We start from the raw sequence: 25,523 nt of genomic DNA on the forward strand, positions 1-25,523 counted from the left end.
TCACTCCCCTTTTGTTGTAGACCAGGGGCCATGGACAGGCCGGCCCGCGGCCGCCTCATACGATCGGGGGATTGAGGAGCGCAAAACCCTGCTGCCGTCGATAAGGGAAATAAGGATAAGGCGCCGTCACCGCGCTGAGCGCGTCGAGCCTTTCGATCTGATCCTTCGACAGGCTCCAGTCGGCCGCGGCAAGGTTCTGCCTGAGCTGATCCTCGTTGCGGGCGCCAATGATGACGCTCGATACCGTCGGCCGGCCGAGCAGCCAGTTTATCGCGATCTGCGCCACAGTCTTGCCGGTCTCCGCTGCGATCGAATTCAGCACCTCGATGACGTCGAACAGCCTCTCATCGTCGACAGGTGGGCCGTACTGGGCTGTCTCGTGCAGGCGGCTTGCGGCCGGCAGCGGCTCACCGCGGCGGATCTTGCCGGTGAGCCGCCCCCAGGCGAGCGGGCTCCAGACGAGAGCGCCGACGCCCTGGTCGGCGCCGAGCGGCATCAGCTCCCATTCGTAGTCGCGACCCGCCAGCGAATAATAGACCTGATGGGCGACATAACGCGGATAACCCCAGCGCTCGGCCGCGGCGAGCGACTTCATCAACTCCCAGCCGGAAAAATTCGAGACGCCGACATAACGGATCTTGCCTGCGGCGACGAGGCCGTCGAGGGTCGACAGCACCTCCTCGACCGGCGTCGAGGCATCGAAGGCGTGAAGCTGCAAGAGGTCGAGATAATCGGTGCCGAGCCGGCGCAGCGCATCCTCGGTCGCGCGGATCAGCCGCACCCGCGAGGTGCCCCAGTCCTGCGGCCCCTCGCCCATCGGCAGCGCGGTCTTGGTCGAAATCAGCACGGCATCCCGCCGGCCGCGGATCGCCTGGCCGAGCACCTCCTCGGAAGCGCCGGCCGAATAAACATCGGCCGTATCGAAGAGATTGACGCCGGCTTCGAGGCAGATGTCGACGAGCCGCCGCGCCTCTTCGGCATCGGTATTGCCCCAGGCGCCGAAAAGCGGGCCGCTGCCGCCGAACGTGCCCGCGCCGAAGCTCAAAACCGGCACCCTGAGGCCGGATGCGCCGAGATTTCGATATTCCATGATCTGTCTCCTGGTTTTCCTCTGAGATAGACCCGGTCTCTCCGTTGATATAGATTGCCTGACAGAATAGCATCTGTGACTTGAATTCATCATGAGCCGTAAGGACATCAACCGCTCGGGCGAAATGGAAGTCTTCGTCAGCGTCATCGAGCGCGGCGGTTTTTCCGCAGCCGCCACGGCGCGACGCATGACGCCGTCGGCCGTCAGCAAGCTCGTCGCCCGGCTGGAGGCGCGCCTCGGCGCCCGCCTCGTCAACCGCTCGACCCGTAAGCTGCAGCTGACGCCGGAGGGCTGCGCATTCTATGAGCGCAGCATCGCCATCCTTGCCGATATTGCCGAGGCCGAACGCCAGGCTTCCTCGGGCGAACAGGCCTCGGGCCGCATCCGCATCAACACCAGCGCCTCCTTCGGCAATCATGTGCTGGCGCCGCTCGTGCCCGCCTTCATGGCGCTTCATCCCGGCGTGACGCTTGATATCACCCACACCGACAGGATTGTCGACCTGATGGAAGAGCGCGCCGACGTTGCGATCCGCACCGGCCCCCTGAAGAACTCCAGCCTGATCGCCCGCAAGCTCGGCGCCACCGGCAAGCTCATCGTCGCCTCGCCCGATTATCTCAGGCATCATGGCGAACCGCGCAGCGTCGCCGACCTCAGCCGCCATTGCCGCATCGGCTTTTCCTACGCCCGCGCCGTGGAGGGCTGGCCACTCAGCGAGAACGGCGAGACCGTGTCGGTGCCGATCACGCCAGGCTTGCAGGTTGGAGACGGCGAAGCCATGCGCCATCTCGCGCTCTCCGGCGCCGGTCTTGCGCGCCTGGCCGCCTTCACCGTCGGCGCCGATATCGAAGCCGGCCGGCTGGTGCCGGTGCTGGAAGCGGCCAATCCCGGCGATATCGAGCAATTCTATGCCGTCTACATGGGCCAGGGCGGACCGCTGCCGGCGCGCGTGCGCGCCCTGCTCGATTTCCTCGTCGGGTATGTTCGACTCTGATGAGATAACAAGGACTTGAGGCGGCGGCTTGAATCAAATTCGCATACTGCGTCACCGGAAGCCAGATTTCGCAATTGACCGCCCTCGCAGCCCCCGCCTATACCGAGGCCGCGCCGACCGGTCCTTGAGCCGGCCTCTCTTCGTCATGCCGGAGCTTCCTCCCACCCTCACCCTCAGGACTTGGCACCGGCCGGGAAACGGATTCATGCCACTCAACCACGCACGCCGCCTGCTGCGGGATGCCGGCCTGCCGAAATGGGCGCTGCTGCTCACGCTTTCCACGGCCTTCACCGTCTTTCTCGAACTCTTCGCCCTGCCCGCCTCGCTGCTGATCGGACCGATGGTTGCCGCCATCGCGCTGGCGCTGACTGTCGGCACGGGAAAGCTTCGCGTGCCGCTTCTGCCGCTGCAGTTCGGTCAGGTCCTCGTCGGTCTGATGATGGCGCGCACCATCACCCCTGATATTCTCGGCGCGATGGCGAAGGACGCGCCGCTCTTCCTGCTGTTCGTCTTCTCGGTCATCGCCATCGCCACCGGCCTCGGCTGGCTCCTGACGCGCTGGCAGGTGCTGCCGGGAACGACCGCCGTCTGGGGCTCGTCGCCGGGTGCGGCCTCCGCCATGGTCATCATGTCGGAAGCCTATGGCGCCGATGCCCGCCTCGTCGCCTTTATGCAATATCTGCGCGTCGTCTTCGTCGCCGTCGGCGCTTCGGTGATTTCGCGCCTCTGGGTGGCGGCCGACGGCGGCGAGCCGCCGCCGCTCGTCCTCTTCCCCGCAGTCGACTGGCCGGCCCTTGCGGCGACGCTCGCCTTTGCCGGCTTTTGCGCCTATGGCGTACGCCGCCTGCGCATCCAGGGCGGCATGATCATCGTTCCGCTCTTTCTCGGCGCCTTCCTGCAGGGCGTGGGCCTGCTGAAGATCGAGCTGCCGATGTGGCTGCTCGCCACCGCCTATGCGCTCGTCGGCTGGAGCATCGGCCTGCGTTTCACCCGCTCGATCATCAGCCATGTGGCGCGCGCTCTGCCGCGGGTCGCCGCCTGCATCGTGCTGCTGATGGCGCTCTGCGGCTGCATGGCAGCGGCACTGCACGTCTTCGCCGGCATCGATCCGCTGACGGCCTATCTCGCCACCAGCCCCGGCGGCGCCGATTCCGTCGCCATCATCGCCGCCTCGAGCGATGTCGACGTGCCGTTCGTGATGGCGATGCAGACCGGCCGTTTCCTGGTCATTCTGCTGATCGGGCCGGCGCTTGCCCGCTTTATCGCGCGCCGTTCCGGCCTTGCGGAAAACCCCGCCTAAGCATTGTCCACTGCCCGGGTGTAACGCCATAGGCTCTCTTGAAATGACGGTTGAAATGCGCCTGGTCGGCAAAGCCCGTCTCAGCCGCCACATCGGCGAAATTTTCGCCTTCGTCCATCAGCGCCTTCGCCTGCTGCAGGCGCCGCATCAGCATGTACCGGTGCGGGCTGGTGGCAAGGGCCGCGCGGAAATGTCGTGACAACGTGAAGCGGTCGAGGCCGGTGATTTTCTCCAGTTCGCCCGAGCGCACAGGCCGCAGCGCATGCGCCTCCAGGTAGTCGCGCGCTGCCCGCACCTGCTGCCAGGCGACCGTGCCCAGTGGCCGGCGGCGCACCTGCGAATGCCGCGACAGGCCGCCGGCAACGCGGCTGACGAAATCGTCGACGAAAAGCTCGTCCAGCTCCCGATCGAGTTCGCCGAGCGCTCCCAGAAGCACCTTCGCCAGCGCACTATCGGCAATCACGGGCTGCTCGACGAAGGGAAGTCCGATCTTCTCCGCCTCCAGGCATTCCATCAGCAGCGAAGGCTCCAGGTAGAGCATGCGGTAGTGCAGCCCGGCCTCCGTCGCCGCCCCGCCGTCATGCTCCTCGTCCGGATGCAAAACGATCACCTGCCCCGGCAGGCTGAAGCGCCGCTCGCCGCGATAGGTGAAGGTCTGGACGCCGTGCAGTGTCACGCCGAGCGCATAGGTATCGTGCCGGTGCGGTTCGAAGACATTACCGGAAAATTGCGCCTCGATACGCTCGATGCCGGGAAAGGCGGGCGCAGTCAGGATGCCGCTACCGGCGGGCGCGGCCAGCGTGCCGCTGCCCCCCTGCGGCTCGCACAAACGTTCAAGACCTTCGAAGACCTGCGGCGTTAAATCCTGGCTCAACGCGTTTCGATACCCTGATGAGAGAGACTGGAATGTTTGATACCAAAATTGCGATCGTCCTGCGAAACAATCTTGCCGGCTGGCAGAAGCTGAACGTCACAGCCTTCCTGTCGACAGGCATCGCCGGGCAGTATCCCGAAATCATCGGCGAGCCCTACAAGGACCGGACCGGCAATCTCTACAACCCGCTGTCGATCCAGCCAATTATCGTGCTGTCCGCCGACGAAGCGACAATCTCGACCATCCATCGCCGCGCGCTGGAGCGCGAGGTAACCTCCTCCATCTTCATCGAGGAGATGTTTGCCACCGGCCATGATGCCGCCAACCGCGCCGTCTTCGCCGAATATGCCCCCGACGACGCCAAGGTCGTCGGCATCGCATTGCGCGCCGACAAGAAGATCGTCGACAAGATCACCAAGGGCGCGACGATGCAGCATTGATGCAATCCGCAGAAACGAAGAAGGCCGGGCGATGGCCCGGCCTTCTGTTGTCTGAAAGAGCGCCTGACTCAGCCCTGCGTGATCGGCGCGATCTGGATCTCGACGCGGCGGTTCTGCGCGCGGCCGGCCTCGGAGGCGTTGGAGGCGACGGGCTGGGACGGGCCGAAGCCGACGGCGGAGACGCGGCGCTGGTCGATGCCCTGGCCGCCGAGATAGTCGGCAACCGACAGCGCGCGGCGCTGCGACAGGTCCTGGTTATGCTGCAGGCTGCCTGTCGAATCCGTATGGCCGTTGACGTCGATCAGCGTGCGGTTGAACTTGCGCAGCACGATCGCCACCGAATTCAGCGTCGGATAGAAGCCCGGCTTCACGGCATCCTGGTCGACATCGAAGGTGATGTTCGAGGGCATGTTGAGGATGATGTTGTCGCCATTGCGGGTCACCGAAATACCGGTGCCTTCGAGCTGAGCGCGAAGCTCGGCTTCCTGCTGGTCCATGTAGTTGCCGATCGCGCCGCCGGCCAGCGCGCCGATACCGGCGCCGATCAGCGCTGCGTTGCGCTTGCCATGCCCGCCGCCGCCGACGGCCACGCCGACGAGGGCGCCGCCGAGCGCACCGAGCGCAGCACCGCCCGCCGTATTGGAAACCTTCTGCTCACCCGTATAAGGATCGGTCGTCGTGCAGGCGCTGAGATAGCTTGCTGCGACAGCCAGAAGTACGAATTTCTTGATCATGGACAGGACGGTCTCCGTTCAAAACTGATGCGAGCAAATGGCAAGGATTACGGCAAGAAAATGAAGATGTTCTCTTGATAGGCGAATTTCAGGCGCCGAAACAGCAGCCATGTTGCAGCAATGCGCTGATATCACCAGTTTTAAGGGCAGGCTCGACCACGTTGACAGTGGCCGAGGCGCGCAGCCGCAGGGCGGAGCCTCGAAGGTCGGGGCGGATGGCTGGGTGGTCGCCCCCTTAGAAATTCTGGAACAACTGTCTGACCGTATCGTAAGTTGCGTTGGCGATGTTCAGCGATTGCAGGCCGAGCTGCTGCTGCGTCTGCAGCGCCCTGAGCCTGCTCGACTCCTCCTCCATATCGGCATCGACGAGTCGGCCGATGCCGGCGGTGATGTTGTCGTGCAGCTGGGTGGCGAAGTCGTTCTGCAGCTCGATGCGTTTTTCCAGCGCGCCGAAGGCCGAACCGACCGTCGTCAACTGCGTCAGCGCGGCATCGACGACACTGATCATCTCACCGATCTGCCCTTGCGTCGTCGCGGCCGACAGCGAAATGACGACCTGGCCGGCGGTGGTGCCATTTTTGCTGGTCATCAGCACGTAGTTCTGCGCAGTCCCAAGCTCGGTGGCGAAATAGGCCGAGGTCAGCACGCCGTATTCGCCCGAGCCGGTGGCGCGGTCGTCGATCAGATAGCGCGCATCCTTGGAGCTCGTGGCCCCGACAGGCGTATTGTCGATATGGTAGCTCAGCATGCCGATGGAGACCGTGCCGTCGGCATTGCGGATGAAGGACGCCGGGATCTGGCGCGGCTGCGTCGGCGTCGCATCATTGTTGAGGATCACCCAGTTGTCGCTGTTGAAGGTCGCCGATTCCGAAACGCTGCGCAGCTGCTCCTGCAGCTGCTTGAGTTCTTCGTTGATCTTGTTCTTGTCGACCCCGTTCTCGGTGGCGGCGACAAGCTTGGCCTTGATCTCGGAGACGACGTCGATGACGTTCTGCACACCGGTATAGGCCGTGCCCATCGTCGCAGCCGCCATGCCGAGCGCATCCTGGATCGCCGAAACGGCCTTGTTGTCGGTGCGTGCGGTAGTGGCGATCGACCAATAGACGGCGTTGTCGGCCGCTTTGCCGACACGCATGCCCGTCGTGATGTGGTTTTGCGTGACCGTCATATTGCGATTGATATCGCGCAGCACATGGAGCGCCGCATCAACGGAGACGCGCTGATAAATACTCACGGGAACTAAACTCCAAAAAAATGCAACAGAACGCAACTGGACTACGAATGAACCATCCACGCAGACACTCATGTCCGGGGGCGCTGGATCCAGCGCATTGCGGCCTTCGAGAAACAGAGAAGACCAGTCGGTTCCTGATCACGATCATTGCCGCTTATGCTTAATAAACGGCTAAACTTCAGACGAAATTTATCTTGTTCCGCAAGACTTGATATACCATAAAAAACCCCGCCAAATGGGAATTTTGCGGGGTGTTTCAGTCGGGATCTAAGCTCATTCGGCAGCTTGCAGCTGTTCCTCGTCGGGTGCTGCGCGCCTACGGGTGGCGACCGCCATCTCCTCGTGAAGGCGTGCTTCCTCATGGGCGTGCGGCTTGGCGAAGCGGGCAAGCAGCAGATAGGCGACCGGCGTGATGAACAACGTCACCAGCGTCGCGAAACCGAGACCGCCGACGATTACCCAGCCGAGTGCCACGCGCGCTTCCGCACCTGCGCCATGGGCAAAGACAAGCGGCACGCCACCGAGGATGGTGGCGATCATCGTCATCATGACGGGGCGAAGGCGCAGCGCGCAGGCCTTCTCGATCGAGGACCGCACGTCCTCACCGCGATCGCGCAGCTGATTGGCGAATTCGACGATCAGGATACCGTTTTTGGCCATGACGCCGACGAGCAGCACTAGGCCGATCTGGCTGTAGATATTGAGACTGGAGCCCGTGATGATGAGCGCGAAGACGGCGCAGGCAAGGCCGAGCGGCACCGTCGACATGATGATCAGCGAGGACAGCACGCTTTCGAACTGTGCGGCCAGCACCAGAAATATGATGACGATGGCGAAGCCGAAAGTCAGCGCCATGCCGTTTGAATTCTCCTCCAGCGTCGCCGCTTCCGCGAGCGGCAGCAGACGGGAGCCTGGCGGCAGCAGCGGCTCGGCAAGCGCCGTGACCTGCTTGACCGCATCGCCGAGCGACATGCCGTTCCTGAGGCCGGCGGTGATCGCGACGGAAGCGAGCTGCTGTTCGCGATTGAGCTGCGGGGCGACCGAACCTTCCTTCATCGACGCGATGACCGACATCGGCACGATCTTGCCGTCGCCGGTCTTCAGGAAGACGTTTTCGAGATCCGTGGGATCGTCGATCGGCCGTGTCGTCGAGGTCAAAAGCACGGGATAGGATTCGCCGTCGACAAAGACGTCGACCACCGAACGCCCTTCGAGCAGCGACTGGATCGCCGTCGAAAGCCCGGTGATGTCGATGCCGAGATCCGAGGCGCGCTCGCGGTCGATCGCCACCGATACCTGCGCCTGGCTGGGCTCATTGGTCAGGCGCGGCGTATCATATTGGCCGGTGGCGTCGAGCGCCTGCACCAGCTTGGCGGCCGCTGCCGTCAGCGCCTGGTGATCGTTACCAACAAGCGCCATCTGCACGCCGCTGCCGGCGCCGCGGATGCGCAGGCTGTTGGACGAGATGGCGTTGCCACGCAGCGCCGGCACCTTCGCCGCCGCCTGGTTGATGTCGCCGACGATCTCCGCCTGCGTCCGATGCCGCTCTCCCCAGGGGGCGAGCGTCAGCACCATGAAGCCGCTGTTCAAAGAACCACCCTGCCCGGAGATCGAAAAGACATTGCGGATGTCGCCGCTGTCGACCAGCGGCTGCAGATATTCCTCGACGAGCTGCATCTTGTCGCGGGTATATTCGAGGCTCGATCCCTGCGGCGTCGTCAGCCGCATCATCACCAGCGACCGGTCCTCCTCCGGCGTCAGCTCGCTCTTGACCGTCGAGAAGGCGATCAATGCCGCACCGGCAAACATCACCGAGAAAAGGATGATGACGAAAGGTGCGTTGAGGCAGCCGTGCAGCGCCCATTTGTAGAGGTTGGCAAAAGCCCCGCCGACGCGGCCGAGCGCGCCGTGATCCTCGATCATCGGCTTCGTCAGCATGCGCGAGGCGAGCATCGGGCACAATGTCAGCGCCACGATCGACGACAGCCCGACCGAGAAGGCGAGCACGAAGCCGAACTCGCGGAAGAGGCCGCCGACCTGACCCGGGAGGAAGGAAAGTGGGATGAAGACGGCCGCCAGCGTCGCCGTCGTGGCGATGACGGCGAAGAACACCTCGCGTGTGCCGAGCACGGCGGCCGCGCGCGGCCCCATGCCCTCGGCGCGCCGGCGCACGATGTTTTCGAGCACCACGATCGCGTCGTCGACGACGAGGCCGGTGGCGAGCACGATGGCGAGCAGCGTCAGAATGTTGATCGAGAAGCCGACCATATAGATCGCAGCCAATGTCCCGATCAGCGCCACCGGCATGCTGACCGCCGGAATCAGTGTCGCCCGCCAGTCGCGCAGGAAGAGATAGATGACGGCGGTGACGATGACGGCCGCAAGCACCAGCGCCAGCACCACCTCATGGATCGCGCCCTGAATGAAGACGGCGTCGTCGCTGGTGATGGCGATCGTCGTTCCCTCGGGCAGCGTCTTCGACAGCTGCTCGACGGCGGCCTTGATGCCGGTCGAGATGTTGAGCGTGTTCGACTGCGCCTGGCGGATGATGCCGAGGCCGATGCCGGGCTTGCCGTTCGAGCGCAGCGCCGTATCGCCGTCGCGGGGTCCGAGCGTCACGGTCGCGACGTCGCCCAACCGGACGCGGTCCTGCAACATCACATTGGAGAAATCCGCTGGCGTCTGCAGGTTGGCGGTGGCGCGCACGACGATATCCTGCGTCGTGCTCTTCAGCGAACCGGCCGGAACGTCGAGCGCGGCATTGTCGAGCGCCTTGGTCAAGTCGCCGATCGTGAGCCCGCGGCTGGCGAGCGCCCCCTGATCGACATCGACGCGGAAGACCTTTTCCTGGTCGCCATATTCCTCGACGTCGGCCACGCCATCGACGGAGGCGAGACGATCGATCACCTCGTTTTCGACGAGCTGCGTCAGGTCGTCCATGTTGAGGTTGGTGGAGGTGACGGCGAGGCGCATGATCGCCGAGGAATCCGAATCCGCCTTGACGATCTGCGGCGCATCCGCCTCGTCGGGCAGGTTCTGGGTGATGCGGCCGATCGCATCGCGCACGTCATTGGCGGCGACCGCGAGATCGATCGCATCGGAGAATTCGAGCGTCACCCGGCTCTGGCCGAAGGAAGAGGCCGAGGAGATCGACTTCAGGCCGCTGACGCGGGCGACCGCGCCTTCGATCACCTTGGTCAGTTCCTGGTCGATCGTCTGCGGTGAAGCTCCGTCGAAAGTGGTGCGCACGGTGACGACGGGACGGTCGACATCAGGCAGCTCCCGCACTTCGACGCCGACATAGGCTGCTAGGCCGGCGACGACCATCAGCGTGTTGAACACAAGCGCCAGAATCGGCCGGCGGACGAAAAGCGCGGTGAAGCTCTGCTTGCCCGACGCTCGGTCCTGAGGCAGTTCGGTCACGCTCATTGGGTCGCGACCTCCCCGTTCGCAGCGACATCGGCGGAAACACGCACTGCCCCGCCCTCACGCACGCGCTGCAGGCCCTGTGTCACGATCTTGTCGCCGTCTTTCAGATCGGCCTTGACGAGAATGAAGTCGGGATTGCGCTGCACGATGCTCACCCGCACCTTGTGCGACTTGTCGTCCGTCACCTGCCACACGAAGGACCCTTGCGAATCCCACTGCACGGACTGCGGATCGACAGCCGGATATTTGTCGCCGGGGAATTTCATGCTGACGCTGAAGGACATGCCGGCGCGCAGCTCGTCGGAAGAGTTGTCGATGCGGGCGCGCAAGCGCAACGTGCGGCTTGCCGCATCGATGCGGTTGTCGACCGCCTCGATCACGCCGGAAAACACCTGCCCCGGCTTGGCCACCGACATCGCTTCCACCGGCTGGCCGACCTCGACCGTATTGGAAAAACGCTCCGGCACCCAGAAATCGACAAGGATTTCCGAACGGTCGTCCAGCGTGACGATCGGCGTGGTCGTCGTGACATTGTCGCCGATATTGACCGGCACGATGCCGACGATGCCGTCGATCGGGGCCGTGATGTTGCGCCGTGCGAGATTGAGCTCGGCGGCCTGCAGCTGCAGCCGCGCGCCCTGCTCGGCGATCTCGGAATCGAAAACGTCCATGCGCGACACGCTGGACTTGATGTTGTGATAGAGATTGGACTTCTCGACCGCAGCTTTCACCGCCACATCCGCCTGGCCGCGGGCGATCACCTGCTCTTCGCTATCGAGCTTGGCGAGCACTTGCCCGGCCTTCACCCTGTCGCCCGACTTGATGAGGATTTCGCGGATCGTTCCCGTGGCCTGCGGCGTCACCGCGACGGAACGGATCGCATCGCCTGTACCGATGGCATTCAGCCGGTCGTTGACGACGCCTTGAACGACGGCCTGCGTCGCGACGAGAATGGCACTGTTGCGCCCGCCGCCGCTGCGGCGGTTCTGTCCCTGTCCCTGCCCTTGGCCCCGTTGCCCCTGCGCCCCGGCGGAAGCACCGGCATCGGCGGTTTCAGGAGCTTTAGGCACGATCATCGAAACGAGGCTATCCGGAATGCCTGCATCGCGCATCTTATCGCCGGCGCCGGGCGCAAAGAAAACCCACGCGGCAAAACCGGCAATGATGACGATGAGCGAAAGTATAAACTGCTTCCAAAAGGCCATTCACGTCTCCGGAGGGACTCGAGGTTGGACCAGGGTCGGTCGAAAGAGGCGCTGCGGGATCAAGCTTCCCATCTGATGCGACAATATCGCGCTTTTACAGCTTACCGACAAGCATAAGCACCCGGCATTACCGATTTGTAATATCAGCGAAGAATGGGAATAATCCGGCCGCTCACTTTTGCTTGAATGGAGCTCGCAAAGGTCTTCGATGCTGCCGGTCTATGGACGAAGATCACCAAAACCCATGAAAAATGAGGGGCGGAAATCTATCGGCGCATCGCCCATCGCAGGCCGATCATCGCGGCGATTCCCAGTATTGGCCAAACCGCCCAGAAGGTTCCACTCCAGGTGAGGACGTTGATGCCGATAATACCGAGCGCCGTGATCGCGAGTGTCACCATCCTACGGTCGAAACGCGCCTGGTCACGATTCCAGGCAAGCGCTGCAATGACGATGAGCGCAAGCAGCGGAAAGCGGGCCCAGAAAACTCCGTTCCATGTGAGGAGATTGATGCCGACGAGTACGGCGGCGATGACGCCGAGCACACTGAACAGCCTTCGGCCGTAGCCGGCAGCCGGTCTTGCCTCGGCGGTAACCGGAGCCGCCGGCTGGGGCCGAACGGTGGTGGGTCGTTCCGCAGGCTGCGCCTCCTCGCCTCCGTCGCCGATCTTGACCGCATAGCTCGGCACGCCCTCGTCGACATTCTTCACCGTCAGCGGCCCGAGAAACTCGAAACCAACAGCTACCTTGTTGCGCACCTGATCGTAAACGGTGCTCGATATCACGATGCCGCCGGGGGCGGCCGAGGCCTGCAGCCGCGCGGCGATATTGACACCGTCGCCATAGATGTCACCGCCGTCGACAATGACGTCGCCGAGATTGATGCCAATGCGGAAAAGCATGCGCCCGTCGCTTGGACGGCGGGCATTGAAGCCGGCGAGTTCGTTCTGAGTATCGACAGCGGCGCGCACGGCTTCGACCACACTCGGGAACTCGGCGATCAACCCGTCGCCCCAAGTGTTGACGACACGTCCGCCATGGCTTTCGATCAGGTGTCCCATCGCCTCGCGGCAGCGCTTCAGCGTCGCAAGCGTCCCCTCCTCGTCGGCCCCCATCAGCCGCGTATAGTCCTGCACGTCAGCACAGAAGATCGTCGTCAGCTTCCGCCGCGTTTCACTCATGGTCACTCGCCTTTGCTATCGGCCCCGAAAGGTCGCTGCAAAGCCGGAATTGGGTTGAATGGGGACCAATATGAACGATTGCAGCGGCGGTAAATTACGCAGCCTTTGTATTTGTTGCCATCAATAATTGTCGATCGCCACCCGGATGCGGGCGAAAGGATGGACGCTTACGACGCGCTTAAGCCCGCGCGCCGAAAAAACCGATCATTGAACAATCTTGCGCGGGCTCGCCGTATGTTCCTTCGCCACGGTGCTCGAGCCGTCGATTTCCTGAAGCAACACGTCGTAGCCCCAGAGATCGGCGAGATGTTGCAGGACGAGCTTCGTGTCACCTTCCTGCAGATAGCAGCCGTTCATGACGATATGCTGCAGCAACAGGCGGCGGTCGCCGGCGAGATCGACATCGACGATATCGATGGCCGGATCGGTCCAGCCGATATCGTATTCGCGGGAGAGCTGCCGGCGAATGCGCAGATAGCCTCGCTCATTGTGAATTGCCGAAACCAGCACACCTTCGGTCTGTTCCGGGTCGTCGTAGAGATGAAATAGCCGCAACCGCCGGATCAGGTTCGGGCTCAGGAACTGACTGATGAAACTTTCGTCCCGGTAATTTGCCCAAACGTCGCGCAGAACCCCCATCGCGTCGCCTCGTCCCGCAATATCGGGAAACCATGCGCGGTCCTCTTCCGTCGGCTTCGTGACGATCCTCTCGATGTCCTGCATCATCGCAAAACCAAGCGCATAGGGATTGAAACCCGAGAACCGCCGATCGTCGTAGTTTGGCTGGAAGACGACATTGGCGTGCGACTTCAGGAATTCGAGGAAGTTCCCGTCGCTGATCTGCCCCCGCTCGTGAAGCCGGTTCATGATCTGATAATGGACGAAGGTGGCGGTTCCCTCGTTCATCACCTTGGTCTGCCGCTGGGGATGGAAATATTGCGCGACATGACGGACGATGCGAAGGATCTCGCGCTGCCACGGCTGCAGTCGCGGCGCGGATTTCTCCAGAAAATAGAGGATGTTATCCTGCGGGAGACCGAGCGCGGCCCGGCGCTTTTCCAAACCTATGTCACCCGCCTTCTTCGCCTTGCCAACGGGAACCGTGCGCCACAGGTCGTTGAACATCTGCTCCTCGTGGGCGCGACGCTCCTGTTCCCGCTTCTCCTCCTGGCGAAGGTCGATGGTGGTCTTGCCGGCATATCGATGCACCCCATGCGACATCAGCGCATGCGCCGCATCAAGCGTTCTTTCGACGGCCGTCTCGCCGTAGCGCTCTTCGCAGCGGGTGATATAACCCTTTGCGAAATCAAGGTAATCGAGAATTCCCTCGGCATCGGTCCAGAGCTTGAAGAGATAGTTATTCTTGAAGAAGTGATTGTGGCCGAAGGCCGCATGGGCGATGACGAGCGTCTGCATCGTCGCCGTGTTTTCCTCCATCAGATAGGAGATGCAGGGAGAGCTGTTGATGACGATCTCGTAGGCAAGGTCGCGCATCCCGCGGCGGTAGAAGGTTTCATGATGCGCAAAGTGTTTTCCGAAGGACCAATGGCGGTAAAAGAGCGGCATGCCGGTTGAGGAATAGGCATCCAGCATCTGCTCCGAGGTGATGACTTCGATCTGGTTCGGATAGACATCGAGGCCGAGTTCACCGAGCGCGATCTCCTCGCACGCATCATGGACGCGCTGCAGCGTTGCAAAGTCCCAGTCGGCTCCCTCGAACAAGAGCCGCTCTCTTGGCCTCACCGTCATGGTCATGGCGTCACCTTCGGCTGTGCGTCACGTTTCTGGAAGAGATCGTGGAAAACAGGGAATATTTCGCTTCGCCGGCATACCTTGCGCATCGAAAGCGGCAGCGGTTCGGAACGGATCCCGTCATAGAGCATCCAGAGGGGCGATCGCGATACTGAAGAATCGCCGCCTTCCTCGCCGACCTCGATATAGGCGAAATACTGGCACAGCGGCAAAATCTCGCGCAGCAGTTGCCCGGTCAGATTTCCGTCCGAATGGGCATTGTCGCCGTCCGAGGCCTGGGCGCCATAGATATTCCACTCCGCCGGGTCGAAACGCGCCGCGATGATCGCCCGCATGGCGGCAAGCGCGCTCGACACCAGCGTGCCGCCCGTCGCCGGACCGTAGAAGAAGGTTTCCTCGTCGACCTCTTCTGCCCTGTCGGTATGGCGGATGAAGACGATTTCCACTTTCTTGTAGCGTTTCGACAGGAAAAGGTAGAGCAGCAGGTAGAACCGCTTCGCAAGGTCTTTCATGTGCTCCGACATGGAGCCCGAGACGTCCATCAGGCAGAACATCACCGCTTTGGCGACAGGCTTCGGCTCGTTTTCGAAGCGACGATAGCGCACGTCGAGCGGATCGATATAGGGAATGCGCCGGCTTTTTTCCGTCAGGGATTTGAGTTTTGCCTCAAGCGCCAGACGGGCCTCTTCGTCCTCACATTCCTCGATCTGCCGCTGCAGGGCTTCGATCTCTTCGCGGCGTGGGCGGCCAAGCGCAACGCGGCGCATCATCGCCAGCTTCGTGGTGCGACCGACGGCAATGTTGGCAGGGGATCCCGATACGGAATAACCGGCCCGGAACGGAGTTTCCTCCTCCGTTTCGGCTAGGCGCCGCTTGGCAAGGTCTGGCAATTCGAGGTCATCGAGGAACACATCGAGGAATTCCTCCCGCGTCAGCACGAAGCGAAAGCCGTCCTCACCGTCGCCTTCGCCTGCATCTTTTGGTTTTCCACCCTTCCCACCCGGCGGCCGCGGAATGATGTCGCCTTCGACGAAAGCCCGGTTCCCGGGCAGGATGTGGTCGGCGATGCCGCCTTCGCCCCGTCGAAAGCTTGGTTCGGCCATTCCATCGATCGGCAGGCTGATCTCCCCACCGTCGAGCACGTCTCGAATGTTTCGATTTTGCAGCGAACGTTTCACCGCCTGCTGCACGGCTCCCTTCATGCGTCGAAGGAACCGCTGACGATTTTCCAGACTTTTACCGCGCGGATTTAGCCGCCGGTCGACAATGTGCATAATGGCTCCGCATTAACTTGCCTGTTTGACGCGCATGTACCATTCGACGAGGCGCCGAACCTGCCGTTCCGTGTAACCTCGCGCGGCCATGCGCGAGACGAATTCGCTATGCTTCTTTTCTGTTTCCGAATCCTTCTTCGATCCGAAGGAAATGACCGGCAAGAGATCTTCGACCTGCGAGAACATACGCTTCTCGATGACTTCCCGGATTTTCTCGTAGCTCGTCCATGACGGATTTTTTCCGCCATTGGCCGCCCGCGATCTCAGCGAGAACTTGACGATTTCGTTGCGGAAATCCTTCGGATTGGCGATTCCCGCCGGCTTTTCGATCTTCGTCAGCTCCTGATTGAGGAGCTCGCGGTCGAGAAGCTGACCGGTATCGGGATCCTTGAAGTCCACATCTTCGATCCAGGCGTCGGCATAATCTACATAGCGGTCGAACAGATTCTGTCCGTAGTCCGAATAGGATTCAAGATAGGCCTTCTGAATCTCGTTGCCAATGAACTCTGCGTAGCGTGGCGCAAGATCGGCCTTGATGAATTCCAGATAACGCTTCTCGACATCGTCGGAAAACTGCTCGCGACGGATCGCCTGTTCCAGCACATACATCAGATGGACGGGATCGGCGCCGATATCCGTGGTGTCGTGATTGAAGGTGGAGGCGAGCACTTTGAAGGCGAAGCGGGTCGATATTCCGTCCATGCCTTCGTCGATGCCGGCAGCATCCCGGTATTCCTGGACACTGCGGGCGCGCGGGTCGCTTTCTTTCAGGCTCTCCCCGTCATAGGTGCGCATCTTCGAGAAGAAGGTCGAATTCTCGTGCTTGCGTAGGCGCGAAAGGACGGAGAAACGCGCCAGCATTTCGAGCGTTGCCGGGGCGCATGGCGCGTCCACCAGTTCCGATCCCTCGATCAGCTTTTCGTAGATCTTCTGTTCCTCTGTCACCCTCAGGCAATAGGGAACTTTGATCACGCAGATACGGTCGATGAAAGCCTCATTGTTCTTGTTGGCCTTGAAGGTCTGCCACTCCGCCTCGTTCGAATGCGCAAGGACGATGCCGGAGAAAGGTATGGCGCCGATATTCTCGGAGCCGATATAGTTGCCCTCCTGCGTTGCCGTCAGCAGCGGATGCAGCATCTTGATCGGCGCCTTGAACATCTCGACGAATTCGAGCACGCCCTGATTGGCGCGGTTCAGGCCGCCCGAATAGCTGTAGGCGTCCGGATCGTTCTGAGAATAGGTTTCCAGCTTGCGGATATCCACCTTGCCAACCAACGAGGAGATGTCCTGGTTGTTCTCATCTCCAGGTTCGGTCTTGGCAATTGCGATCTGGCGCAGTCGCGAGGGTTGTATCCTGACGACGCGGAACCGGGAAATGTCGCCTCCGAAATCGTCGAGCCGCTTCAGACACCACGGGCTCATCAATCCGTTCAGACGCCGCAGCGGGATCCCATACTGCTCCTGCAGGAGCGAACCCATCGTCTCCGGGTCGAAGAGGTTGAGCGGGCTTTCGAACACGGGGCTGATCTCGTCACCGGCCTTCAGCACGTAGATCGGATGAACCTCCATCAACTGCTTCAGCCGCTCCGCCAGCGACGACTTGCCGCCGCCGACCGGACCGAGCAGATAAAGAATCTGCTTGCGCTCCTCGAGCCCCTGCGCCGCATGCCGAAAGAAGGAGACGATGCGTTCGATTGTCTCTTCCATGCCGTGAAAACCCGCAAAGGCGGGATAAACCCGGATAGTCCTGTTCATGAAGATTCTGCCGAGGCGGGCGTCCTTGGCAGTGTCCACCATCTGTGGCTCGCCTATTGCAGCCAGCAGGCGCTCGGTCGCGTTCGCATAGGCGATCGGTTCGGTTTTGCAGAGATCGAGATATTCCGAAACCGACATGTCGCTTTCGCGGCGCGCTTCATAACTGCGTGTGAACGCATCGAATACGGATTCACTCAGCATGGGACCTCCATTAAGGTTATGCCGCAGGCTCTAAGCCGTATAACCATCGAGATGGCCACGGCGTTCCTAAGAATCAATAGTTTCGTAGGTATATTCGACGCTGACCGGCCGTTTGTAGCAATGCACAAAATTGTGCATTCACCGGTAATTTTTTTACTCCGCGAAACTGTTTCCCATTGTAGTTGAGAAAAGGGTCATTGGCATATCAGCACATTTAGCGACGTGACATGAATGTCAAAAAGGTGTGCAATGGCGCCCGTGATTCGAGCCGTGGAAATTCGGCAATCGGCCCGCCGGTGAGAGCAAGCCGGCTCTGACAGCAGGGCACCCAGCGCGCTCCCGCAGCATGGGACCGGGCGAACGTCGCCACGCGCCCGGTATGTTCCTATTATACGCTGGCACTTTTAGCCGTTGAATGCCTTCTCCAGCGCAGCCACATCGATCTTGACCATGCCGAGCATGACTTCGGTGACGCGCCTTGCCCGCTCGCGATCTTCGTCGGCGATCATCTCGGAGAGAGCGCGCGGGACGATCTGCCAGGAAAGCCCCCAGCGGTCCTTCAGCCAGCCGCAGGCCTCCGGCGTGCCGCCATTGGCGAGGAAGGCATCCCATATCCGATCGATCTCCGCCTGGCTCTCCAGCAGGATCGCGATCGAAAAGGAATGATTGAAGCTGTCGAGCGGACCGGCCTTCATCGCCAGGAAGGCCTGGCCGCCAAGCGTGAACTCGATCAGCTCGACGCTGCCGGGAGGACCGCTCGGCGTTTCCGCCGGAAGTACGGTGGTGCGGCCGATCCTGGAATCCGGAATGATCGACACGTAGAATTCGACGGCTTCGCGTGCCTGCTCCGCGAACCAGAGATTTGAAATGACCTTGGGCATGGACAGCCTCCTTAGTTGGCGAGTATCCCGGACTTCTGTCCGATGCTTCGAGGACGTCTGGTCGCCGCCCGTTCCGACAGGCTGCAATCGGAATTTTTTCGCCGCCCACCCGCGGCGGCCTCGCCGCCCACACCGCTGCAATAGCGGTGATTCCAGAATGAAAGCAGAACATCTTTTCTGGTCTTTCCTTCCCGAATCACTACATTACGCGCCATGAGCAATAGTTTCGACGATATTCCCTTCTTCGACGAAGAGCCGGGCGAAGTGGCGCGCAAGCCGCAGCCGTCTGTCGCAACTGCCGGAAGGCCAGCCGCCGGCGGCGGCATCGCCGCACGCGCCATGGCGGCCCGTGACGGCGGCAAGCGGCCGGATTATCTCGCCGGATTGAACCCGGAACAGACCGAAGCCGTCGAAACGCTGGAAGGCCCCGTCCTCGTGCTCGCCGGCGCCGGCACCGGAAAGACGCGCGTGCTGACGACCCGCATCGCCCATATCCTCAATACCGGCCGCGCCTTCCCGTCGCAGATCCTCGCCGTCACCTTTACCAACAAGGCCGCGCGCGAGATGAAGGAGCGCATCGCCCTGCTCGTCGGCGGCGCCGTCGAAGGCATGCCCTGGCTCGGCACCTTCCACTCGATCGGCGTCAAGCTCCTGCGCCGCCATGGCGAGCTCGTCGGCCTGAGCTCCGGTTTCACCATTCTCGACACCGACGACGTCGTGCGCCTGATCAAGCAGCTGATCCAGGCCGAAGGCCTCGACGACAAGCGCTGGCCGGCCAAGCAATTCGCCGGCATGATCGACACCTGGAAGAACAAGGGCCTCGGCCCCGCCGATATCCCCGAGGGTGATGCCCGCGCCTTTGCCAATGGCCGCGGCCGCGAACTCTATTTCGCCTATCAGGCGCGCCTGACGACGCTGAACGCCTGCGATTTCGGCGACCTGCTGATGCATCCGATCACGATCTTCCGCAAGAACCCGGATCTCCTGAAGGAATATCACGGCCGCTTCCGTTATATCCTCGTCGACGAATATCAGGATACCAACACCGCCCAATATATGTGGCTGAGGCTGCTGGCCCAGCGCGCCAAGGGCGAGCCGCAGAATGTCTGCTGCGTCGGTGACGACGACCAGTCGATCTATGGCTGGCGCGGCGCGGAGGTCGACAATATCCTGCGCTTCGAGAAGGATTTCCCCGGCGCCAAAGTCATCAAGCTGGAGCGCAACTACCGTTCGACCGAACATATCCTCGGCGCGGCCGCCCACCTGATCGCCCACAATGAAGGCCGCCTGGGCAAGACGCTATTCACCGACCGCGCCGATCCCGACGACGTCAAGGTGCAGGTTCACGCGTCCTGGGACTCCGAGGAGGAAGCCCGCGCCATCGGCGAGGAGATCGAGCAACTCCAGCGCAGCAAGCATCTGCTGAACGACATGGCGATCCTCGTGCGCGCCTCCTTCCAGATGCGCGAATTCGAAGATCGCTTCGTCACCCTTGGCCTTAACTACCGCGTCATCGGTGGCCCGCGCTTCTATGAGCGCCTCGAAATCCGCGATGCCATGGCCTATTTTCGGCTCGTCGCACAACCGGCCGACGACCTCGCCTTCGAACGTATCATCAACACGCCGAAGCGCGGCCTCGGCGATACGACGGTGCGCGCGCTACATGATTATGCCCGCGCCCGCGACGTCCCGATGCTGGCGGCCGCCGCCGACATCATCGAGACGGACGAGCTGAAGCCGAAGGCGCGCAAAGCCCTCTTCGACGTGATTCAATCTTTCCGCCGATGGCAGGAACTGCTTGAAAACACACCGCATACCGAACTTGCCGAGCAGATCCTCGAAGAGTCCGGCTATACCGACATGTGGAAGAACGACAAGAGCGCGGAAGCCCCGGGCCGTCTCGAAAACCTCAAGGAACTGATCCGCTCGATGGAAAGCTTCGAGTCGATGCGCGGCTTTCTCGAACACGTCTCCCTTGTGATGGATGCCGAGACCAACGAGAACCTCGACGCCGTCTCGATCATGACGCTGCATTCTGCCAAGGGCCTGGAATTCGACACCGTCTTCCTCCCCGGCTGGGAGGAAGGCCTGTTCCCGCATCAGCGCTCGCTCGATGAAAGCGGCCGCGCCGGCCTGGAGGAGGAACGCCGCCTCGCCTATGTCGGCATCACCCGCGCCAAACGCCGCTGCCACATCTGGTTCGTCTCCAACCGCCGCATTCACGGTCTCTGGCAATCGACCCTGCCCTCGCGATTCCTGGACGAACTGCCGGAGAGCCATGTCGAGGTCGCCGAGATGGAGCAGAGCTACGGCGGTTACGGCCGCGGCGGCTACGGCCAGTCCCGCTTCGACAAGGCCGAACCCTTCGCCAATTCCTATTCGACCCCCGGCTGGAAGCGCGCCCAGGCCAACAAGACCGATGCCACCCGCGACAATTGGGGCACCCGCTCCGGCCACGCCGTCGAACGCATCGGTTACGGCGAAAGCGGCCCGAAAGGGCGCATGATCGACGGCGAACTGGTGGCGAAGTCCACGTCCTCGGAGCCGTCGCGCTTCACCCTCGGCGACCGCGTATTCCACATGAAGTTCGGCAACGGCAACATCACCGGCATTGAAGGCAACAAGCTGACGATCGATTTCGATCGCGCCGGACAGAAGCGGGTGCTGGACGGGTTCGTCGAGCGTGTGTGATTTTGCGGTGATACTGCGTGGGAGCCCTTATCCGAACATCCGCATACTGCTGAGCCCGAGAATATCGTTCAGCAGGGCGATCCCCATTCCGACGGCGACGATCGACAGCCCGATCAGGAACAGTCGCCGATCCCGGTCATATTTTGCGGCGAGTAGGGAGTCGCGCGCGAGCAGATCTGCAAACACCTTCACCTGAATGGCGATACCGACAATCAGGAACGACATCGGCAGCAGATCGACGCGGCTCCAGTCATTGGGATTGGACACCCAGAGACTGATGAAATTGAGGGAGAAACCAAGAATGATCCCGGTCGCCGTCAGCGACCCGTTGCGGAACGTCGCATCGATCTTTTCATCTGCTTGAGGCTCGGACATGGCTTCAATCTCGATTTGCTGATGAGCCAAGAAAGGCAGAAATCGCGGCGGCGGGCAAGGTCGAGCGGACGCCGCCGTCGAAGAAGGCGCTGCAGCGGCTGGGCCGGTAAACCGATGACGGCTGACACCGGGTAAATGAGACTCTGCCGGGGCGATCCGCAGTGTAAAACCTCCGCCTTCCCGCCGTCGAGAGGAGAGTCGCCGCAATCAATATCTGTGGTTGTATTAGCGCATACTTTTTCGACCAATCACTACCGCAGGTACGAGAATTAACACTTGCGCAGCCGCGCCGGGAAATCCACTAGTGGTGTGTTCGGTGCATTTGGTATTTGCATTGTAATAACGCGAAGGGATTGGCCTTGATGAAAGCGCTGCTGCTCGTCGATATCCAGAACGGCTTCTGTCCGGGCGGCAATCTGCCGGTGCCGGACGGCGACAAGGTGGTTCCCGTCGCAAACCGGCTGATCGACAGCGGTAGATACGATCTGATCGTCGCCTCGCAGGACTGGCATCCGCCGGGCCACGGCAGCTTCGCCTCCGCCCATCCGGGTGCCCGCCCCTTCGAGATGGGCGAATTGTCCGGCAAGCCACAGATGATGTGGCCCGACCACTGTATCCAGGGTACGCTCGACGCCGAACTGCATCCGGAACTGAGGTCCGAAGAGATCGACCTGATCCAGCAGAAGGGCGAGGATCCCAGGATCGACAGCTATTCGGCGTTCCGCGACAATGACCGTGATGCCTCGACCGGTCTTTCCAATTTCCTCCGGGAACAGGGTGTCACCGATCTCGACGTCTGCGGGCTGGCGACCGATTACTGCGTCAAGTTCTCGGCGCTCGACGCGCTCGAGATGATGCCGGGCGTGCGCGTACGCTTCATCGAGGACGCAAGCCGCGGCATCACGCCCGAAGGTGCTGCCATCGCCATTGACGAGATGAAGGCGCATGGCATTGCTGTGATTAAAAGCGCAGATGCCTTGCGCCAATGAGCTTGCGATCACCGACTACTTCAACAGATAGACATCGAATGTCTCATCGCTGCCGGCAACGGGGCCGAAGCGCTTGACGAGAGTCGTCTCGCTCCGGAATGCGGAAATGTTCTCTGGCGTCAGGGATAGCAGCCAATTGTAACTTTCGCGCAATGCGACCGGCGCGGTAATCCGGTCAAGCCGCTGTGAGAGAAGAATGACGACGGGGGCATGCTCGCTCTGCTGCAGTTGCCGCGCCGTCTGTAGAATGTCGGCAAGGCTGAGCGAAAGCCGCGCATTGCGGGTATAGTGCACGATGGCACCGAACCGCTCCTCCCTTAGAAGGTAGGTGCGATTGGAAACGTAATAGGGCAAGGCTTCCACGAGATAGTCGGGGTCAGCCACGATGATCGCATCCTTGAGATCAGGACGAGATTGAATGAACGAGCCGAGATCCCGGGCTCGGCTGAGCGGCATGTCGGTGAAAAGGAACCGATGGACCTTCTCGATGCCGGACGCGACCTGCAACGCGAGCAATATCATGAAGCACAGACGCCCGATCTTCACGACGACGCCGGCAGCTTCGGTGCCGGCAACATCGGCGAGGCCCGGCCGAGGCGGCAGGGTCAAAGCGGTGACTGCGATCATGAAGACCAGCCACAGTGCCTGATGCCTGTAGCTACCTGGATAGACGAGCGTAAAAAGCAGGGAAAGCCCGAGGAGAACGAGCGCTGCTGCGAACATCGCCGGTCGCCGGTTCGCCAGCCCCAACAGGCTGCCATAGATGAGCACGGCCATAAGCGACGCGAATATCCGGGCGAACAATGGATCGGCCAAGACCAGTGCAACGATCCGATCGGGGTAGAACGCCATGAAGTAGGAATTGGTGGCGACAAGCGCCGAAAGGACAAGCAAAGCGAAATTCTTGCCCGCAAGATCGTTCTGCCCCGCATCATTGAAAGTCGGATAGACCGTCATGACGCAGAGAACAATGCCGATGGCGGCAATGGCAGCAGCTGTCACAAAGGCCCGATATGCGCTCAGAGGGGGTCTTGGCCGCGCCAGCACCAGATCGAAAAACCAATAGGCGAGGAAACCTCCGACGAGCACCACCGAATGGACGTTGGTATTGGCCAGCAAGGCGAACAGCAGGCCGAGCAATATCCCATTGCGTAGGCCTTTCTCCCAATTCAGGACGATAAGGAAGACCACCAGCATGCTGATGCCGTAATTTCGCGACATCGCGGCATAATCGAAAATCGAAAAGCTGCTGAACAGCGACAGCAGCATGATGGGAAGGGGCAGTTTCAGCCGGAAAACGAGAAGATATGCCGCGGCCGCCGCAATCGTCAGTGCGGCGATTTTCAGGACAACAGGTGAGCCGACCATGATATAGGCGGCGCGCAGCAGGATATACCAGAGAGCAGGATGCCCCTCACCATGCAACTGGCGGAGCATAGCGGCGAAATTGTCCCCCTGAAGAGCCAGCGACAATGCGCGAACCTCGTCACGCCATACCGTTTCGGACCAGCAAAGCGCAGACGCCAGCGCAAGCCAGACGAGAAACAGCATCGCCTTGCCGAGCCTGGCGGATCGAGGTTCATCAATAACAGAGACAATCAGGGCCAAATGACGCCAACCTGGTGAAGGAAAGCGCCGATCGTATCGCCGCAGACATAATTTGGCGTTAAGTAGGCCTGCCGCCTGATTTTCAGACGCTGGATTTCTGCTCTCTCTCAAGAAGATGAATATCTTCGGCCACGTCTTCCATTCTCTTCAGTAGGGCAGCCTGAGCATCTCTCAGCCCCTGATTGTAGAAGTACGGGCCAATCTCCTCGGTGAAAAAGTCGAGCAGGAATTCGGCCGGCAGGGTGCCGATGGGATCCAGTTCCCGGTCGAAATAAGCGCGGATGCGCGAAACGATCTCAGCCTTTTCTTCCCTGGAAAATTCGATCTTCTGCATGCCTGCCTCTCCGACAAATGCAATCACGTTGATGCTTCAGTGAAATCGATTGGTCAATCAACGAAATTCAATTGCCGCGGAAGACCATAGCCCATAAGGGAAATCTGAATTTCCAACAGGACACCCACATGAATCGCGCCGACTTTGTTGAAGGTTTGCGGGGCGGCTCGGCCGTTGCGCTGGCATCGGCGCCCTTCGGCGCGCTGTTCGGAGCGCTGGCGGTTGAAAACGGCATGTCGCTTTCGGAGGCCGCCTTCATGAGCGCCACGGTCTATGCCGGTGCCAGCCAGATGGTCGGCATCGAACTCTTCGGCCACAAGGTCCATGCCTGGCTGATCGTGCTGTCGATCCTCGCCGTCAATTTCCGCCACGTGCTCTATTCGGCGGCCTTAGCGCGCTACATCGGCCATTTCACCTCGGCGCAGAAATTCTTCACCTTTTTCCTGCTCGTCGATCCGCAATTTGCCGCGGCGGTCAAGCGCGGCGAAGCCGGCAAACCGCTCACCTTCGCCTGGTATCTCGGCTTCGGAATCGTCATCTACATTCCCTGGGTGCTGATCAGCATCGCCGGCGGCATGCTCGGCGGCTTCATCGGCGATCCCAAGGCGATCGGCCTCGATATCCTGCTGCCGGCCTATTTCCTCGGCATCGTGCTCGGCTTCCGCAAGCGCGACAATTTCCTGCCGGTGGCGCTCGTCAGCGCGGTGGCATCAGTGCTCGCCTATCGCTATGTCGGCTCGCCCTGGCATGTCAGCCTGGGTGCGGCCGCCGGCATCGTGCTGGCTGCCCTGCTGCCGCTGCCGCGCGAGGTGCCGGATCTCGAAGCCGACGCCCTTCAATCCGAAGTGCACGAGGTCTGAGCCATGGAATTCGATCTCCACATGGCGCTCGTCATCCTCGCTGCGGCGGTCGCCACCTTCGCCACCCGCATCGGCGGCTATATCCTCATCACCCGAATGAAGAGCATTCCCCCGCGCGTGGAAGCGGCGCTGAATGCCGTGCCGGCCGCCGTGTTGACGACCCTTGTCGCACCAGCCTTCTTCATCGGCGGCTGGGAATCGAAACTGGCGCTGATCGTCGCCCTCTTCGTCGGCCTGCGCATTTCCCATACATGGATGCTGGTTGCGGCCTGGGTGGTCGTGATGGCATGGCGTTATACGATCGGCGCTTGAGCCCTGCCCT

21 protein-coding genes are annotated in these 25,523 nt (G+C 61.5%); 7 read left to right on the forward strand and 14 right to left on the reverse strand.

The features are described from left to right. Positions 1-55: 55 nt before the first annotated feature. Positions 56-1,090, reverse strand: coding sequence for an aldo/keto reductase (locus tag AMK00_RS14395; RefSeq protein ID WP_064810794.1), 1,035 nt, complete (start codon positions 1,088-1,090; stop codon positions 56-58). A gap of 91 nt (positions 1,091-1,181) precedes the next feature. Here AMK00_RS14395 and AMK00_RS14400 point away from each other — a divergent pair, with 91 nt between their 5' ends. Beyond that, complete coding sequence (locus tag AMK00_RS14400) at positions 1,182-2,084, forward strand: LysR family transcriptional regulator (RefSeq protein ID WP_064810795.1); 903 nt, start codon at positions 1,182-1,184, stop codon at positions 2,082-2,084. A gap of 205 nt (positions 2,085-2,289) precedes the next feature. Next, on the forward strand, positions 2,290-3,384 hold the full coding sequence (locus tag AMK00_RS14405; RefSeq protein ID WP_064810796.1) for an AbrB family transcriptional regulator: 1,095 nt from the start codon (positions 2,290-2,292) through the stop codon (positions 3,382-3,384). Here AMK00_RS14405 and AMK00_RS14410 read toward each other — a convergent pair. Then, positions 3,344-4,258: an AraC family transcriptional regulator gene (locus AMK00_RS14410; RefSeq protein ID WP_064810797.1), complete on the reverse strand. Its 915-nt coding sequence runs from the start codon at positions 4,256-4,258 to the stop codon at positions 3,344-3,346. The genes AMK00_RS14405 and AMK00_RS14410 overlap by 41 nt on opposite strands. 32 nt (positions 4,259-4,290) lie before the next feature. Between AMK00_RS14410 and AMK00_RS14415 the strand changes: the two genes are divergently transcribed. Beyond that, entirely contained in the window at positions 4,291-4,698 is a 408-nt protein-coding gene (locus AMK00_RS14415) for a DUF2000 family protein (RefSeq protein ID WP_064810798.1), read from the forward strand. A gap of 68 nt (positions 4,699-4,766) precedes the next feature. On the opposite strand, the gene AMK00_RS14420 is transcribed toward AMK00_RS14415, so the two are convergent. The 9 genes from AMK00_RS14420 to AMK00_RS14460 all read right to left on the reverse strand — a co-directional run bounded on the left by AMK00_RS14420 (position 4,767) and on the right by AMK00_RS14460 (position 18,344). Next, positions 4,767-5,432, reverse strand: a complete 666-nt coding sequence (locus tag AMK00_RS14420; protein ID WP_011426055.1) for an OmpA family protein — start codon at positions 5,430-5,432, stop codon at positions 4,767-4,769. Between the two features lie 235 nt (positions 5,433-5,667). Further along, on the reverse strand, positions 5,668-6,666 hold the full coding sequence (locus tag AMK00_RS14425) for a flagellin N-terminal helical domain-containing protein (protein ID WP_064810799.1): 999 nt from the start codon (positions 6,664-6,666) through the stop codon (positions 5,668-5,670). Between the two features lie 273 nt (positions 6,667-6,939). Next, on the reverse strand, positions 6,940-10,095 hold the full coding sequence (locus AMK00_RS14430; RefSeq protein WP_064810800.1) for an efflux RND transporter permease subunit: 3,156 nt from the start codon (positions 10,093-10,095) through the stop codon (positions 6,940-6,942). After that, complete coding sequence (locus tag AMK00_RS14435) at positions 10,092-11,300, reverse strand: efflux RND transporter periplasmic adaptor subunit (protein WP_064810801.1); 1,209 nt, start codon at positions 11,298-11,300, stop codon at positions 10,092-10,094. The genes AMK00_RS14430 and AMK00_RS14435 overlap by 4 nt, the downstream gene beginning before the upstream one ends. A gap of 266 nt (positions 11,301-11,566) precedes the next feature. Further along, positions 11,567-12,481, reverse strand: coding sequence for an adenylate/guanylate cyclase domain-containing protein (locus AMK00_RS14440; RefSeq protein ID WP_064810802.1), 915 nt, complete (start codon positions 12,479-12,481; stop codon positions 11,567-11,569). Positions 12,482-12,685: 204 nt separating this feature from the next. Continuing rightward, positions 12,686-14,236, reverse strand: a complete 1,551-nt coding sequence (locus AMK00_RS14445) for a SpoVR family protein (protein ID WP_064810803.1) — start codon at positions 14,234-14,236, stop codon at positions 12,686-12,688. Further along, positions 14,233-15,507: a YeaH/YhbH family protein gene (locus AMK00_RS14450; RefSeq protein ID WP_064803758.1), complete on the reverse strand. Its 1,275-nt coding sequence runs from the start codon at positions 15,505-15,507 to the stop codon at positions 14,233-14,235. Before AMK00_RS14450 ends, AMK00_RS14445 begins: the two co-directional genes overlap by 4 nt. A 12-nt stretch (positions 15,508-15,519) precedes the next feature. Beyond that, positions 15,520-17,463, reverse strand: coding sequence for a PrkA family serine protein kinase (locus AMK00_RS14455; RefSeq protein WP_064803761.1), 1,944 nt, complete (start codon positions 17,461-17,463; stop codon positions 15,520-15,522). A gap of 404 nt (positions 17,464-17,867) precedes the next feature. Continuing rightward, positions 17,868-18,344 (reverse strand): VOC family protein, encoded by a 477-nt coding sequence (locus AMK00_RS14460; RefSeq protein ID WP_064810804.1) that lies wholly within the window; start codon positions 18,342-18,344, stop codon positions 17,868-17,870. A gap of 213 nt (positions 18,345-18,557) precedes the next feature. On the opposite strand from AMK00_RS14460, the gene AMK00_RS14465 reads away from it, so the two are divergent. Then, the gene (locus AMK00_RS14465) at positions 18,558-21,035 is read left to right on the forward strand and encodes an ATP-dependent helicase (RefSeq protein WP_064810805.1); all 2,478 of its coding nucleotides are present in this window, start codon (positions 18,558-18,560) and stop codon (positions 21,033-21,035) included. 27 nt (positions 21,036-21,062) lie between these two features. Here AMK00_RS14465 and AMK00_RS14470 read toward each other — a convergent pair whose 3' ends face one another. After that, positions 21,063-21,410, reverse strand: a complete 348-nt coding sequence (locus AMK00_RS14470) for a hypothetical protein (protein WP_064810806.1) — start codon at positions 21,408-21,410, stop codon at positions 21,063-21,065. A gap of 362 nt (positions 21,411-21,772) precedes the next feature. On the opposite strand from AMK00_RS14470, the gene pncA reads away from it, so the two are divergent. Next, positions 21,773-22,399: a bifunctional nicotinamidase/pyrazinamidase gene (gene pncA, locus AMK00_RS14475; RefSeq protein ID WP_064811731.1), complete on the forward strand. Its 627-nt coding sequence runs from the start codon at positions 21,773-21,775 to the stop codon at positions 22,397-22,399. 15 nt (positions 22,400-22,414) lie between these two features. Here pncA and AMK00_RS14480 read toward each other — a convergent pair whose 3' ends face one another. Both AMK00_RS14480 and AMK00_RS14485 read right to left on the reverse strand, forming a co-directional pair. Beyond that, complete coding sequence (locus AMK00_RS14480) at positions 22,415-24,007, reverse strand: hypothetical protein (protein ID WP_064810807.1); 1,593 nt, start codon at positions 24,005-24,007, stop codon at positions 22,415-22,417. Between the two features lie 82 nt (positions 24,008-24,089). Then, complete coding sequence (locus AMK00_RS14485; RefSeq protein WP_064810808.1) at positions 24,090-24,341, reverse strand: DUF2164 domain-containing protein; 252 nt, start codon at positions 24,339-24,341, stop codon at positions 24,090-24,092. A gap of 128 nt (positions 24,342-24,469) precedes the next feature. On the opposite strand from AMK00_RS14485, the gene AMK00_RS14490 reads away from it, so the two are divergent. Next, positions 24,470-25,201, forward strand: a complete 732-nt coding sequence (locus AMK00_RS14490; protein ID WP_064803772.1) for an AzlC family ABC transporter permease — start codon at positions 24,470-24,472, stop codon at positions 25,199-25,201. A gap of 3 nt (positions 25,202-25,204) precedes the next feature. After that, positions 25,205-25,513, forward strand: coding sequence for an AzlD family protein (locus AMK00_RS14495; protein ID WP_064803774.1), 309 nt, complete (start codon positions 25,205-25,207; stop codon positions 25,511-25,513). The last annotated feature ends 10 nt before the right edge of the window (positions 25,514-25,523 follow it).

Origin of the sequence: Rhizobium sp. N621, assembly GCF_001664325.1 — a bacterium.
Classification (GTDB): Bacteria; Pseudomonadota; Alphaproteobacteria; order Rhizobiales; family Rhizobiaceae; genus Rhizobium; species Rhizobium esperanzae.